We start from the raw sequence: 14093 nt of genomic DNA on the forward strand, positions 1-14093 counted from the left end.
CGGGATTCGCAAAAGCAGAAGCAAAAGCATCGCGCGCCAGCGCGCTCCTTAGGTCTTGATGTCCGACCTGTCAGGGTCGAGCATTCCCGACTGATCATCGGGGGAACCGGGTGATGCCGATGCGCTCCTTTGGCTTCGAGCCCGTGACGTAGATGCACACCCCGGTTCCGATTTCGCTCATCCAGAAGTTTGAACGGTACCCTCGGCCCGCCACTGGCGTGAGCCTGCACACCTAAGGATCAGCCGGATGAGCATGGTGATCGGAACAAACCATGCGAGGTAAGGCGATGACAAACGTTGTGGGAGTGGATGTGGCCAAGGCCACGTTTGATGTGGCCGTTGGTCTGGCCAAGCCGGGCAAATTCCAGACACGCGCCAAGGTGGCCAATCGTGAAGAAGGCTTCCAGGAGTTGATGACCTGGTTGGACAAGCACGCGCCGGAAGCGGCGGTGTGCATGGAAGCGACGGGGATCTATCACGAGGCACTGGCCATCTTCCTGGTACAGCAAGGCAAGACGGTCTACGTGGCCAATCCGGCGCAAGTAAAGTACTTCGGCAAGAGCCAGCTGACGCGAACCAAGACCGACCGCACAGACGCCAAGCTCATTGCGCAGTTCGCCACCAGTCAGCAGGCCGGCACCCATCCGATGGCGCCGTGGATGCCGCCGACAGCGGCCCAGCGCACCTTGCGCGCGCTGGTCGAACGGCTGGACGATCTCAAGGGCATGGAGCGGATGGAAGCGAACCGACTCGACGTCGCCAATGACGCCGTACGCGACTCGGTGGAAGCGTCGCTCAAGGAACTGCGCAAGCAGATCAAGGCGCTGGAGCAGCGCATCAACAATCACATCGACAAGGATCCCCAGCTGCGCTACGACGCGGCGTTGATGACGTCCATCCCCGGCATCGCCAAGACCACGTCGGCCTCCCTGCTCGCCGCACTGGGCGACCTGCGACGCTTCGACGCGCCGGGCAAGCTGGTCGCCTTCGCCGGCCTCAACCCGGCACGGCGCGAGTCGGGCACGCTCAAGGGACAGGTCCGGATCTCCAAAACCGGTGCCCCCGGCTTGCGCGCCAAACTCTACTTTCCCGCCATCTGCGCCAAGAACCACAACCCCGTGGTTCGTGCCTTCTGCGAACGGTTGCTCGCACGCGGGAAGCTCCCCATCGTGACCGTGTGTGCCGCCATGCGGAAGCTCCTGCACCTAGTCTGGGGCGTCATCCATACCAACTCGCTGTTTGATCCTGACTACCCCAGACACCGCCTCGTTGCCTCTGCGCACGCATCACCTGGATGCTCGCTTGCATAACGCGGAACGAGACGGTATCTACCGGTTGCCCTTGGCTACCGGCAGCTGCGCCGCGTGCCAGGCCAGCACGCCGCCGCCCAGCGTGTAGACCTTGCCGAAGCCGGCCTTGGCCAGCCGCTGCGAGGCCTTCAGCGAATTGCCGCGGCCATCCTTGTCCATCACCACCACCGGCAGTTCCTTCGCCTTGGCCAGGTCCTTGTGCTCGGGGTCGAACTGGCTCATTGCCACGTGGCGGGCGCCGGGCACGTGCATCTTCTCGAACTCGGCGATTGCCGACAGGTCGATCAGCAGCGGGCTTTCGCGGTTCATCAGCTGGGTCAGCCCGGCCGGGCTGAGCTCCTTGATCTTGCTGAACAGCGTACTGACCTGCATGACGATCAGCGCCAGCAGCAGGATCACGAACAGGGCGGACAAGGCGGCATGGTTGCCGACAAATTCGGGCAGCTTGTGCAGGAAATCGTTCATCGTCAGTCCACAGGTGCCGTGGCCGCACCAGTTCGGGTAAACCGGCAATTATACGGATATGTCGCGGGGCGCGCGGCTCAGTCCTGGGTGATGTCCGGCAGGCCGCTGGTCAGCCACCAGCGCTTGGCCTTCTCGTCGTAGTGCCAGCGCTGGTGATCGACCACGCTGCGCTCGGACTGGGTGTGGATGTTGACCAGGTTGATCAGCACGGTCTGCTGCACGTCGAAGTCGCCGCTCGGCACCGGGCCGGCGCCGTCGTCGTACTCGCTCACCCGCACCTGCTGGTAGCGCGCCAGCTGCAGCGGGGTCAGCGGATGGGCGGTGCGCATCGCCGGGTCGATGAACTGCGCGGCGCTGCGGAAGTCGCCCCAGCGCAAGGTGCTGCCGTAGGCCTTCAGCGTGGTGGTCAGCGCGTCGCTGCGGGTCTTGGTGGCGCAGCTGGCCAGCAGCAGCACGGGCAGCACGACGAGAATGCTCAGGATGCGACGCATGGATGGCTCCTCCCCCGATGGATATCCGGCCATTCTGCACCAAGTGGCGGCGAGCGACTTCAGCCGCGGCGTTTGGCGACGAAGCGCGCGCCCAGGGTACAGGCGGGCGCGCCGACCTCGTCGGGCACCACGCAGTCGACGCCGATGCGCGCCTTGCCGCGTGCCTCGATCGTACTGAAGAAGGTGGCCCAGTCGGCCTCGGCGGCGAGCCGTGCCTCGCTGCGGAAGTCCCGCCACAGCGGCGTCAGGTAGCGCACGGTCGATTCGGCGACGAACACGTCGCAGTCCAGTTCGCGCCGGCGCAGCGCCAGTTCCACCAGCGCCCAGCCGCTCAGGGTCATCAGGCTGACCAGGCTGCCGCCGAACGCGCAACCCTTGTCGTTGACGTTCGGCGGCAGCGGCGCGTGCAGGGCCAGGTGCCCGTCGTCGCAACCGGCCAGTTGCAGGTCCATCGCGCGGGCCAGCGGGATTTCGTCGCGGATGAAGCGGATCAGCTGTTGCGCGTGCAAGGTGGCGTCGTCGGTGCTGCTCACGTGGTCGGGGTTCCTGCGGAGGGGAGCCCGCCAGTGTAGGGCGGCCGCTACACTGGGGCCATGACAGTGACCGCACGACAACACCCCCGGGACAAGCCGGATCTGCGCGGCCGCAGCGTGGTGATCACCCGCCCGGCCGGCACCGCGTCGGCACTGGCGCGCCGGGTGCGTGCACTCGGTGGCGTGCCGCTGCTGCTGCCGGGCCTGGCCCTGCGCAGCGTGGCGGATGCTGTGGACGCGCGCCGTGGCCTGCGCGCGGCGCTGGCGGCGGAGCTGATCGTCTTCACCAGCCCGGCCGCGGTGCGCCACGCCGCCGCCTTGTTGCCGCTGCGAACCACGGCCGCGGTGTTGGCGGTAGGCCAGGGCACCGCGCGGGCCCTGCGCCGGCACGGCATCGCCACGCCGCTGGCGCCGCAGCGGCAGGACAGCGAAGGCCTGCTTGAACATCCCGAGTTGCGGGAACTGCGCGGTCGCCGGGTGGCGCTGGTCGGTGCGCCCGGCGGTCGCGGCGTGCTGCGCGAACAGCTCGCCGCCCGTGGCGCGCAGTTGCAGGAGGTGCATGTCTACCGGCGGGTGCCGCCGCGGCTGGACCGGCGTCACATCGAGGCGTTGCTGCGCTTGCCGGCTTCGGCGCGGGTGCTGCTGTCCAGCGCCGAGGCGCTGCATCACCTGCAGCAGGGGCTGCCGGCGGCGGCGTGGGCGCGGCTGTGTGCGGCGACCGCGGTGGTCAGCAGCGAGCGGCTGGCGGTGGCGGCGCGTGTGGCCGGGTTCGCGCGCATCGTGCCGGCCGCCTCGGCGCTTTCGGCCGACCTGCTCGACGCGGCCGCCCGCACGGGCTGAGCGGTTGAGTTTTTCAACCTCGAAGCCCGGCCATGCATGGCCGGGCGCGGATCGGGCACGCCAGTGCCTGATTCGCGTGAGCGAGTCCGGACAAATCCGCCGGGAGCGGATTTGAACAGCCGCAGGCTGGCCCACAGGGGGGGCATGCCATGGATGGCATGCACACATGTGCCGGACTCGCGATCGAAGAAAACCACAGGATGTGGTTTTCTTCACAAGCACTGAGCCTTTCACGCCGGTGCTACGAACGCGTCCGTATGGGCTGCTAGCATGCGCGCATGAGCAACGTAGACCAGCCGAACGAGTCCATCGCGCCCGAGGGCGCCCGTCCCGATTCCGCTGCGACCGGCGCCGCGCCGATCGATCCACCCATGCGCGCCTCGCGCCCGGCGCGATCCGCCCCGCGTCCGCGCCGTGGCGGCAGCCTGGCACTCGCGGTGCTGCTGGCGCTGCTCGCGGTGGGCGTCTCCGGCTACGTCGGCTGGCGCCAATGGCAGCAAGAGCAGCGCAGCGCCGCTGACAACCAGAGTATCGCCAGCCTGCAGCCGCGCGTGGCCACGCTGGAAACCACGCTGACCACCCTCGGTGACCAGCGCAGCAGCCTGAACCAGCGGCTGGATGACGCGGCCCGGGTCAACCGTTCGCTGCGCGAGGAGCTGCTCGGTCAGGCCGAGCGCACGCGCCATCTCGAGGATGCGGTGGCCAAGCTGGCCGAGAAGAGCCTGAGCGGCGGCGACGGCGTGCTGCTGGACGAGGCCGAATCGCTGCTGCGCATGGCCGGCGAACGTTACACGCTGTTCCATGACGCGCAGGGCGCGGCCGCCGCGTATGCGCTGGCCGACCAGACCCTGGCCGCGGTCAACGACGGTGCCTTCGGCGGCCTGCGCCAGAGCGTCAACGCCGAGCGCGAGGCGCTGGTGAAGAGCCAGCCGGCCAGCCAGGCCAGCGCGCTGCAGCAGCTGGTGGCCTTGCGCGACGCACTCGCCACGCTGCCGCTGAAGCCGCTCGACAGCACCCCGACCGAGGCCACCGATACCTGGTCGCGCATCCGCCGCGCGCTCGCCAGCGTAGTCAGCGTGCAACGCGACGATGGCGCGCCGCTGGCGGTCGCCGATGCGCGCTTCGCGCGCGAACTGGCCGCGCTCGACCTGGCCCAGGCGCAGGCCGCCTTGCTGGCATACGAAAGCAAGGGCTATGCGGCCGCACTGCAGCGGGTGGATGGCGCGCTGGCCAGCCAGTTCGACGCCAGGGCGCCGGCGGTGCAGCAGGCCCGCGAGACCTTGAAGCGGCTCGCCGGCCAGTTGCCGGCAAACGCGCCAGTGCAGTTGGGCGCCGCATTGAGCGAACTGCGCAATCTGCGCGCGGTGCATGCGCTCAGCCCCGCGCGCAGCAGTTCCGCGGCGGCGGGCGGGGCCCGGCCATGAGACCCTGGTACGCGATCGGCCTGCTGGTGCTCGCCGCCGCGCTGGCCGCCTTCGGCTGGCACTGGGTGGCGGAGGATCCTGGCTACGTGCTGCTGCGCCTGCGCGGCTGGCGGGTGGAGACCACGGTGGTGGCAGCGGTGGGCATGCTGCTGCTGGCGTGGGCGCTAGTCAGCGTATTGTGGCGGTTGCTGCGCTGGCCGTTCGGCGCGTTCTCGCGGCGCCAACGACGGCTCAGCCAGCAGCGCCTCGGCGCCGGCCTGATCGCGTTGATGGAAGGCCGCCATGGCGACGCCGAGCGCGACCTCAACCGCGCTTCGCGGCTGGACAGCCTGCGCGGCCCGGCCCTGCTCGCCGCCGCCGAGGCCGCCCTGCGCCGCGGCGAACACGGCCGCGCGCTGGAAGCGCTGGACCAGGCGGCGCAGTCCGCACCGCAGGCGGCCCGCGTGCTGCGCGCCCGCCTGCTGCGCCGCGAAGGCAAGCCGGCCGAGGCGCTGGCGTTGCTTGCGCCTGAAGCGGACAAGGGCACGCTGACGCCGGGCGGCTGGCGCGAACTGGCGCACGCGGCGCTGGCCAGCGGCGACCTGCGGCGCGCGCGCGAAGCGCTGGCGCCGCTACAGAAGAGCGGCGCGCTCGGCCACCGCGCCTATGCCGCGCTGGAAGCGCAGGTGCTGGTCGCCACCCTGCAGGCCGCGGCGGACGGCGCCGACCTCAACGCGTTGTGGACGCAGCTGCCGAAAACCCAGCGCCGGGTGCCCGCGGTGATCGACGCCTACGCCCGCCGCGCCGCCGCGTTCGGGCTGACCCTGCCGGCGATGGACGAAGTGGAATCCGCGCTGCGCCGCGAGTGGTCGCCGCTGTTGATCGAAACCTACGGCAGCCTGGCCGGCGACGACGTCGAGGCGCGCCTGCGCCGCGCCGAAGGCTGGCTCGACGCGCACCCGAACGACGCCAACCTGCTGCTCACGCTCGGCCGCATGTGCGTGCGGCTGAAGCTATGGGGCAAGGCGCGGCAATACCTGCAGCGCTCGCTGGCGCTGTCGCCAGGCAGTGCCGCCTGGGAAGCCCTGGGCGACGCGTTCGCAGGCCAGGGCGATACGGAGCAGGCGCAACGCTGCTATCGCAACGCACTGGCGTTTGGCCGTGGCGATGCGGTTGCTCCGCTGGCGCAAACCGCCAACCCCGGTCAGCCCGATACGCAGCCGATTGCGATCGAGGAGCGCGACATGCATGGGGTGCCGCGGTTGCGCGAGTAGATCCTGGCGGCGACATGGCAGGGCTGGGCCATCGGATGCCTACCGGGCCGCTGGCAGGTCGAACAGCTTCGGATCACAGGTTGCGGCGACGTCGTAGCCGAAGGCGTAGTAAAGCTGCGACTTCAGCTTGCCATCGGCGATCAGGAACAGGTTGCTGCCCTCACTGCCCAGGCAGGTTTGTACGCGAGGCGTGTTGCCTGCCGATGCCGTTCCGATGTGAAGAATCGTTCCGGCAGATGCCGGGTCGGCACTCACCGTTGCCGCGCCGATCACCGCAGCCCCGATGAACGGGTCGCCTTTCAACGCGGCCGGCGCCCGTTTCAGCCGATAGCGGAATACCGGATTGCCGAACAGCGCGTCGGTGACCGGCTCGGTCGATGCGCCTGGCGCCTCCAGTGCGTCGCCTTGCAGGTGCAGGCAGCACTGCACGGCACCGCCAGCGGTGGGATATTGCAGCTGGACCGTGGCCGTCGCGGCAAGATGGCCATCGGTGGTGTAAAGCCAGGCTATGCCGTCGGTGGCGGCCACGAAGCCGGTTTCGACCCGGGCAACGTCCTTTGCCGGTTCGGCAGCACACACCGCGGCGGCGGTACAGGCCAGCACGATCAGGGTGCGATGTATAGGTCTCATCATCGTTCCGTCGTCCGACCCGGGTGGCGGGAGCAGGTTATCGGAATTTCCCTGGACGGTGCTGGGTCAAGCTAAATCCGCGGTTGGCACGAATCAAGCCGGTTGGCACGAGTCGTTGCGGCCGCGGGCAAGTGTTCCGGACCGCGAACTTCCATCCGCCATGCCGGTCCCATGCCAGACCCTGACCGGAGCAACGCATGGAACACGGACACGTCGGACTTCTGGGTATGGCTTGCATCGGCCTGCTGATCGCCACTTCCGCCATGGCTGGATCGCCAGCGCCCGCGACGACGCCGGATAGTTACGCGAAGCCGGACCAACGCGTCGCCATCGGCCACGGGCGCAGCCTCAACCTGCGCTGCAGCGGCAGCGGGCCGGTGACGGTGCTGCTGGAGTCCGGCTCGCACGCCGACTCGCAGAGCTGGTTCCGCGTGCAGCCGCTGCTGGCGAGGCAGGCGCGTGTGTGTTCCTACGACCGCGCGGGCTACGGTTTCAGCGACGCGGGCCCGCTGCCGCGCGGGCTCGAGGCCGACGTGGCCGACCTGTATGCGCTGATTCGCGCGGCCGACCTGCATGTGCCGCTGGTGCTGGTGGGGCATTCGCTGGGCAGCAACATCGTGCGCCGCTACACCAGCGAGCATGCCGGCGACGTCGCCGGCATGGTGCTGGTCGATCCGTCTGCCCAAGACCTGGGCCGTTTCCTGCCGGCGCAGTGGATGAAGGACGATGCGGCGCTGAACCGGCAGCGCGATGCGTTCATCGCCAGCTGCGAGCAGGGCGCCGAACATGGCCAGTTGGCCGCACCGTCGCCGGCGCTGGCGCAGTGCATCGGCGGGCCGGCGCCATGGGAAAGCCCGGCCGTGGCGGCAGCCAAGCACGCGCGCAAGCTGCAGCAGGCGTTCTGGCATACCTTGCGTTCGGAGCTGGCGCAGAACGTGTCGGTGTTCGCGCCGCCGGTGCCGGCGGACGAATCGCACGGCGATACCCCACTGGTGGTGCTGCAGGCCGCGGGCACCTATGCCGACGCGCCGGCGGGCATGCGCAAGTCGCTGGAGGCGGCGCGTGACGCAACCCAGCAGCGCATCGTGGCGAGTTCGACCCGCGGCGAACTGCGCAAGGTGGCCGATACCTCGCACGACATCGAGATGGACCAGCCGCAAGCCGTGGCCGATGCCGTCACGCGCGTGCTGAAGCAACTCGCGGCGAAGCACGGTTGACGGCTACAGCGGCGTGAGGTTGGCGTAGGCCGCCACCAGCCACTTGCTGCCAGCGCCTTCGAAGTTCACCTGCAGGCGGGTGTGCGCGCCGCTGCCTTCGGCGCTGATCACCACGCCCTCGCCGAAGCTGGGATGGCTGACGCGCTGGCCGAGTTTCACCGGCAGCGCTTCCTCCAGCGACGGTGCGATCTCGTGCGGGCGGCCGGCGTACAGCGGGCGGGTGACGTGCACGCGTGGGCGCACCTCGTCGATCAGTTCGGCGGGCATTTCGCCGAGGAAGCGCGACGGCCGCGCCAGCATCTCGGTGCCGTGCATGCGACGCGATTCGGCGTGGGTGACCACCAGCCTCTCGCGGGCGCGGGTGATGCCGACGTAGGCGAGCCGGCGTTCTTCCTCCAGCCGGCCCTCGTCCTCGGTGGAGCGCTGGCTGGGGAACAGGCCTTCCTCCATGCCGACCAGGAACACCAGCGGAAACTCCAGACCCTTGGCCGAGTGCAGCGTCATCAGCTGCACGCAGTCGTCCCAGGCTTCGCCCTGGTTCTCGCCCGCTTCCAGCGTGGCGTGCGAGAGGAACGCGGAGAGTTCGCTCAGGCCGGCGTCGATGTCCTCGGCAGTGCGCTCGAAGCGGCTGGCCACGTTGACCAGCTCGTCCAGGTTCTCCACCCGCGACTCGGCGTTGCCGCGTGAATCCTTCTCGTAGAAGTCGCGCAGGCCGGTGTGGGTGATCGCGTGGTCGATCTGTTCGGCCAGGGTGAGGCCTTGGCTCCCCTCTCCCTCTGGGAGAGGGGCTGGGGGTGAGGGTACGGGCGGAGCGGAGCCTTCCGGCGATCCCGTACCCTCACCCCAACCCCTCTCACCCGCAAGGGGACTCCCTGAGGGTCGCCGGAGGGAGAGGGGCCTGAAGGCGTGTGCCATCTGGTCGATCAAGGCCAGGAACCCTTTCACCGCATTCTTCGCGCGGCCGGCCAGTTCGTTGCCGCCGGCCAGCTCGGCCAGCGCGGCTTCCCACAGCGAGGTGTCCTCCGCGCGGGCGCGGCGGCGCAGCGCGTCCAGCGTGCGCTCGCCGATGCCGCGCGGTGGGGTGTTCACCGCGCGCTCGAACGCGGCGTCGTCGTGGCGGTTGGCGGTGAGGCGAAGATAGGCCAGCGCATCCTTGACCTCGGCGCGCTCGAAGAAGCGCTGCCCGCCGTAGACGCGGTAGCCGATGTTGCGCTGGGCCAGCTGCTCCTCGAAGTTGCGCGACTGCGCGTTCGAGCGGTACAGGATCGCGCAGTCCTTCGCTGAACCCTGCTCGTCGATATATTCGCGGATGCGCTCGACCACGAAGCGCGCCTCGTCCTGTTCGTTGTAGGCCGCATACAGTGCGATGCGCTGACCATCCTCGCCCGCGGTCCACAGCTGCTTGCCGAGGCGGCTGCCGTTGCGCTGGATCACGCTGTTGGCGGCCTTCAGGATGGTCGAGGTGGAGCGGTAGTTCTGTTCCAGCTTGATCGTGCGCGCGCCGGGGAAGTCGCGCAGGAACTGCTGCACGTTCTCCACCTTGGCGCCGCGCCAGCCGTAGATCGCCTGGTCGTCGTCGCCAACCACGAACACCTGGCCGGTGTTTCCCGCCAGCACGCGGATCCACGCGTACTGCAGCGTGTTGGTGTCCTGGAACTCGTCGACCAGCAGATAGCGCCAGCGCTGCTGGTAGTGCGCAAGCACGGCCGGGTTCTTCAGCCACAGCTCGTGCGCGCGCAGCAGCAGTTCGGCGAAGTCGACCAGGCCGGCGCGGCGGCAGGCGTCCTCGTAGGCCTGGTAGATGCGCACGAAGGTCTGCGTGACCGGATGCTCGCGGTGCTCGATCGCATCGGGCCGCTTGCCCTCGTCCTTCCAGTTGTTGATCTGCCAGCAGGCCTGGCGCGGCGGGAACTTCGCATCGTCCAGGCCCAGCCCGGCGATGACGCGCTTGACCAGCCGCAGCTGGTCGTCGGCGTCGAGGATCTGGAACGCTTCGGGCAGGCCCGCCTCGCGCCAGTGCCGGCGCAGCAGCCGGTGCGCGATGCCGTGGAAGGTGCCCACGGTGAGGCCCTGGGTGCCGCCCGGAATCAGCGCTTCCAGCCGCGCGCGCATCTCGCCGGCGGCCTTGTTGGTGAAGGTGACGGCGAGGATCGCCCACGGCGGCACCCGCTCGGCCTGGGTCAACCAGCCGATGCGGTGGGTCAGCACGCGGGTCTTGCCGGAGCCGGCGCCGGCCAGCACCAGGTAATGGCCGGGCGGGGCGCACACAGCTTCGCGCTGGGCGGCGTTGAGCGGGTCGATCAGGTACGAGACATCCATCGCACCCATTGTAGTGGGCACCGACAAAAACCGCCGCGCAGGCGGCGTTTTTCCTCACGGCGAAACGGGGCCTGGCTCAGCGCTTCTGCAGGAAGCCGCCCAGCGCCAGCAGCGCGCCGACCACGATGCTGGCGATGCCGATCCATTGCGGCACGCCCTTGTCGTGGGTGGCGGTGACCTTCGCCGAGCCGATCTGCAGCAGCGTGTCGGTGGTCTGGTAGCTGGCGTGGCCGAACACCACCCACAAGCCCGCGACCAGCAGGACCAGACCGACGACGATCAGTGCGAAGCGCATGGGTTCTTCCGGCGGGGGAACGAGCTTCGAGTATGCCGGGGCGGCTCGCACAGATGAAGTGCACAGGGCCTGGACAAAACGCTGGGGATGGAACGGCTCATTCCGAAGAGTGAGGCCTGGATGGCCGCCTTTTGATCTTGTTCTGCACTCAGGGATGAGCGCACATCGCAGAGTGCGGTCATGGATGGCCGCTTCTTGAACTTGGCGTTCATGGACGAACGCACAAATACCGCGCAAAAAAAGCCCCGGAGGCTAGGGGGAGCCTCCGGGGCGAGGCAGGCGCAAAGACCTAGGGGAGAGGTTTGCGTCTGTGGCTGCCCAGGGAGGTGGGCTCGCCGTGGATGCCGTTGCGTGCATCCGTGGAGTTAGTGCGCGGTTTGCCGAAAAAGTTGCAGGGTTTCCGAAGAAATTTAAAGGCGGTTCATCCTCATGAAACGTTAACCGTCAAGTCCTTGTTGCGCATGTGAAACCGCGATCGGCGGCGTCAATGCGCTTCGTCCCAGTTCGCACCCACGCCGACGTCGACCAGTAGCGGCACCGCCAGTTGCGCCGCGCCGGACATCCGTTCGTTCACCGCGGCGCGGACGGCGTCGACGGCCTCCGCCTGTACCTCGAACACCAGCTCGTCGTGCACCTGCATCAGCATGTGGGCGTCGTCGCGATCGGCCAGCCACGCCGCCACGCCGATCATCGCGCGTTTGATGATGTCCGCCGCGCTGCCCTGCATCGGCGCGTTCACCGCGGCGCGCTCGGCGCCCTGGCGCAGGCCGGCGTTGCGCGAGGTGAGGTTCTCCAGGTACAGGCGGCGGCCGAAGATCGTCTCCACGTAGCCGTCGCGATGGGCCTGTTCGCGGGTGGCGTCCATGAACGCGCGCACGCCGGGGTAGCGGGAAAAATAACGCGCCATGTAGTCGCTGGCTTCGCCACGGTCCACGCCGAGCTGGCGCGCCAGGCCGAACGCGCTCATGCCGTACATCAAGCCGAAGTTGATCGCCTTGGCGGCGCGGCGCTGGTTGGCGCTGACCTCCTCGGGCTTCAGCCCGAACACCTCGGCGGCGGTGGCGCGGTGCACGTCGCCGCCCTCGCGGAACGCCTTGAGCAGGCCCTCGTCGCCGGACAGGTGCGCCATGATGCGCAGCTCGATCTGCGAGTAGTCCGCCGCCATCACCCGCCAGCCCGGCGGCGCGATGAAGGCCTGGCGGATGCGTCGGCCTTCCTCGGTGCGTACCGGGATGTTCTGCAGGTTCGGATCGGACGAGGAAATCCGCCCGGTCGCCACCGAGCCCTGGTGGTAGCTGGTGTGCACGCGCCCGGTGCGCGGGTTGACGATGCTGGACAGCTTGTCCGTGTACGTGCTGCGCAGCTTGGCCAGACCGCGATAGTCAAGGATCAGCCGCGGCAGTTCGTGGGTGTCGGCGATCGCCTCAAGCGCCTCTTCGTTGGTGGACGGCTGGCCGGTCGGCGTCTTCAGTTTCGCTTCGAGGTGCAGTTCGTCGAACAGCACGGCCTGCAGCTGCTTCGGCGAATCGAGGTTGAACTCGCGCCCGGCCAGCGCGTACGACTGCTGCTGCAGTTCCAGCATGCGCTTGCCCAGCTGCTGGCTCTGCCGGCGCAGCTCGTCGCCGTCGATCAGCACGCCGCGGCGTTCCATCTCGGCCAGCACCGGCACCAGCGGGATCTCGATCTCCTCGTACACGCGGCGCAGCGACGGCACGCTCACCAGCTTCGGCCACAGCGCATGGTGCAGGCGCAGGGTGACGTCGGCGTCCTCCGCGGCGTAGCGGCAGGCGGTGTCCAGGTCCACCTGCGAGAACGAAATCTGCTTCGCGCCCTTGCCGGCGACTTCCTCGTACTTCACCGTGTCGTAGCCGAGGTACTTCTTCGCCAGCGAGTCCATGTCGTGGCGCGTGGCGGTGGTGTTCCACACGTAGGACTCCAGCATCGAGTCGTGCCTGAGCCCCTGCACGGCGATGCCGTAGTGCGACAGGATGTTGATGTCGTACTTCGCGTGCTGGCCCAGTTTGGGCCGCGCCGGATCCTCGAAGACGGGCTTCAAGGCGGCGAGCACGCTGTCGCGATCGAGCTGCTTCGGCACGCCGGGATAGTCGTGGTCGAGCGGGATGTAGCAGGCCTTGCCCGGCTCCACCGCGAGGCTGAGGCCGACGATGTCCGCGCGCATCGCGTCGATGCTGGTGGTTTCGGTGTCGAACGCGATCAGTTCGGCGCTGCGGAGTTTTTCCAGCCAAGCGTCGAGCTGTGCCTGGGTGGTGACGAGTTCGTAGTCGCCTTTCGCCGAGAATTCGAAGCCCCTCTCCCCTCGGGAGAGGGGTTGGGGCGAGGGTTCGGCTGAGCCGTGCGCTCCGGTCGCACCCTCACCCACGGCCCCTCTCCCAAGGGGAGAGGGGAGAGCAGCATCCGTCGGCCCGTCCAGCTCCTTCAGCGCCGCCTTGAATTCGTAGCGCGTGTACAGCTCGCGCAGCAGCGTGGTGTCGGCCTCGCGCCGGGTCAGGTCGGTGGGGCCGAACTCCAGCGCCACGTCGGTCTTGATCGTCGCCAGCTGGCGCGACAGCGGCAGCTGCGGCAGCGTGGCGCGCAGGCTCTCGCCGATCTTGCCGCCGATGCGGTCGGCATTGGCGATCACGCCGTCCAGCGTGGCGTATTCGGCCAGCCACTTGGCGGCGGTCTTCGGGCCGCACTTGGGCACGCCGGGGATGTTGTCGATGGCGTCGCCGGTGAGGGCGAGGAAGTCGATGATCTGCTCCGGCTGCACGCCGAACTTGGCCAGCACGCCGGCGCGATCCGTCGTGGTGCCGGTCATGGTGTTGACCAGGGTGACGCGCGGGCCGACCAGCTGCGCCATGTCCTTGTCGCTGGTGGAAACCTCCACCTCGATGCCGAGCGCCTGCGCCTGCAGCGCCAGCGTGCCGATCACGTCATCGCCCTCCACGCCGTCCACGCGCAGGATCGGGAAGCCCAGCGCGCCCACGGTCGCCAGCATCGGCTCGACCTGGGAGCGCAGCTCCTCCGGCATCGGCGGGCGGTTCGCCTTGTAGCGGTCATACAGCGCGTCGCGGAAGGTGGGGCCGGGCGCATCGCTGACGAAGGCCAGGTAGTCGGGGTTCGCCTTCAAGGTGGCACGCAGCATGTTGACCACGCCGAACAGCGCGCCGGTGGGCTCGCCGCGCGCATTGGAGAGCGGCGGCAGCGCGTGGAACGCGCGGTACAGGTAGGACGAGCCGTCGATCAGGATGAGTTTGGGCATGGTGTGCTTCGCGTGAGTCAGCATACCCCGCCCATTCTCGCATGCACGGCGAAA

Annotated in this window: 12 protein-coding genes; 5 read left to right on the plus strand and 7 right to left on the minus strand. The window is 68.8% G+C overall.

The window, feature by feature from the left end:
* Window positions 1-287: 287 nt before the first annotated feature.
* A complete protein-coding gene (locus LRK53_RS01515; RefSeq protein ID WP_081666535.1) occupies window positions 288-1310 on the plus strand; it encodes an IS110 family RNA-guided transposase in 1023 nt (340 codons plus the stop codon).
* 18 nt (window positions 1311-1328) lie between these two features.
* Here the strand turns inward: LRK53_RS01515 and LRK53_RS01520 are convergent, their stop codons facing one another.
* The 3 genes from LRK53_RS01520 to LRK53_RS01530 form a co-directional block, all read right to left on the minus strand.
* Window positions 1329-1775 (minus strand): rhodanese-like domain-containing protein, encoded by a 447-nt coding sequence (locus LRK53_RS01520; protein WP_027491592.1) that lies wholly within the window; start codon window positions 1773-1775, stop codon window positions 1329-1331.
* Between the two features lie 77 nt (window positions 1776-1852).
* Window positions 1853-2266 carry a hypothetical protein gene (locus tag LRK53_RS01525; RefSeq protein WP_027491591.1) on the minus strand — a complete coding sequence of 138 codons (414 nt, stop codon included), beginning with the start codon at window positions 2264-2266 and terminating at the stop codon, window positions 1853-1855.
* Window positions 2267-2325: 59 nt separating this feature from the next.
* Window positions 2326-2799, minus strand: a complete 474-nt coding sequence (locus LRK53_RS01530; RefSeq protein WP_027491590.1) for a YiiD C-terminal domain-containing protein — start codon at window positions 2797-2799, stop codon at window positions 2326-2328.
* 60 nt (window positions 2800-2859) lie between these two features.
* Between LRK53_RS01530 and LRK53_RS01535 the strand changes: the two genes are divergently transcribed.
* The 3 genes from LRK53_RS01535 to LRK53_RS01545 all read left to right on the plus strand — a co-directional run bounded on the left by LRK53_RS01535 (window position 2860) and on the right by LRK53_RS01545 (window position 6316).
* Entirely contained in the window at window positions 2860-3639 is a 780-nt protein-coding gene (locus tag LRK53_RS01535) for a uroporphyrinogen-III synthase (protein WP_027491589.1), read from the plus strand.
* A gap of 278 nt (window positions 3640-3917) precedes the next feature.
* Window positions 3918-5063, plus strand: a complete 1146-nt coding sequence (locus LRK53_RS01540; RefSeq protein ID WP_027491588.1) for a uroporphyrinogen-III C-methyltransferase — start codon at window positions 3918-3920, stop codon at window positions 5061-5063.
* Complete coding sequence (locus tag LRK53_RS01545) at window positions 5060-6316, plus strand: heme biosynthesis HemY N-terminal domain-containing protein (RefSeq protein WP_027491587.1); 1257 nt, start codon at window positions 5060-5062, stop codon at window positions 6314-6316. The genes LRK53_RS01540 and LRK53_RS01545 overlap by 4 nt, the downstream gene beginning before the upstream one ends.
* Before the next feature lie 39 nt (window positions 6317-6355).
* Here the strand turns inward: LRK53_RS01545 and LRK53_RS01550 are convergent, their stop codons facing one another.
* Window positions 6356-6919, minus strand: a complete 564-nt coding sequence (locus LRK53_RS01550) for a hypothetical protein (RefSeq protein ID WP_027491586.1) — start codon at window positions 6917-6919, stop codon at window positions 6356-6358.
* 224 nt (window positions 6920-7143) lie between these two features.
* Here LRK53_RS01550 and LRK53_RS01555 point away from each other — a divergent pair, with 224 nt between their 5' ends.
* Complete coding sequence (locus tag LRK53_RS01555) at window positions 7144-8163, plus strand: alpha/beta fold hydrolase (RefSeq protein ID WP_027491585.1); 1020 nt, start codon at window positions 7144-7146, stop codon at window positions 8161-8163.
* 3 nt (window positions 8164-8166) lie between these two features.
* Here LRK53_RS01555 and LRK53_RS01560 read toward each other — a convergent pair whose 3' ends face one another.
* From LRK53_RS01560 to polA, 3 genes are all read right to left on the minus strand, one after another.
* Window positions 8167-10482: a 3'-5' exonuclease gene (locus tag LRK53_RS01560; RefSeq protein ID WP_235642461.1), complete on the minus strand. Its 2316-nt coding sequence runs from the start codon at window positions 10480-10482 to the stop codon at window positions 8167-8169.
* Between the two features lie 76 nt (window positions 10483-10558).
* The gene (locus LRK53_RS01565) at window positions 10559-10777 is read right to left on the minus strand and encodes a hypothetical protein (RefSeq protein ID WP_027491379.1); all 219 of its coding nucleotides are present in this window, start codon (window positions 10775-10777) and stop codon (window positions 10559-10561) included.
* Window positions 10778-11261: 484 nt separating this feature from the next.
* A complete protein-coding gene (gene polA / locus LRK53_RS01570; RefSeq protein WP_027491380.1) occupies window positions 11262-14039 on the minus strand; it encodes a DNA polymerase I in 2778 nt (925 codons plus the stop codon).
* Window positions 14040-14093: the final 54 nt, after the last annotated feature.

The sequence above is a fragment of the Rhodanobacter thiooxydans genome, assembly GCF_021545845.1.
GTDB lineage: Bacteria > Pseudomonadota > Gammaproteobacteria > Xanthomonadales > Rhodanobacteraceae > Rhodanobacter.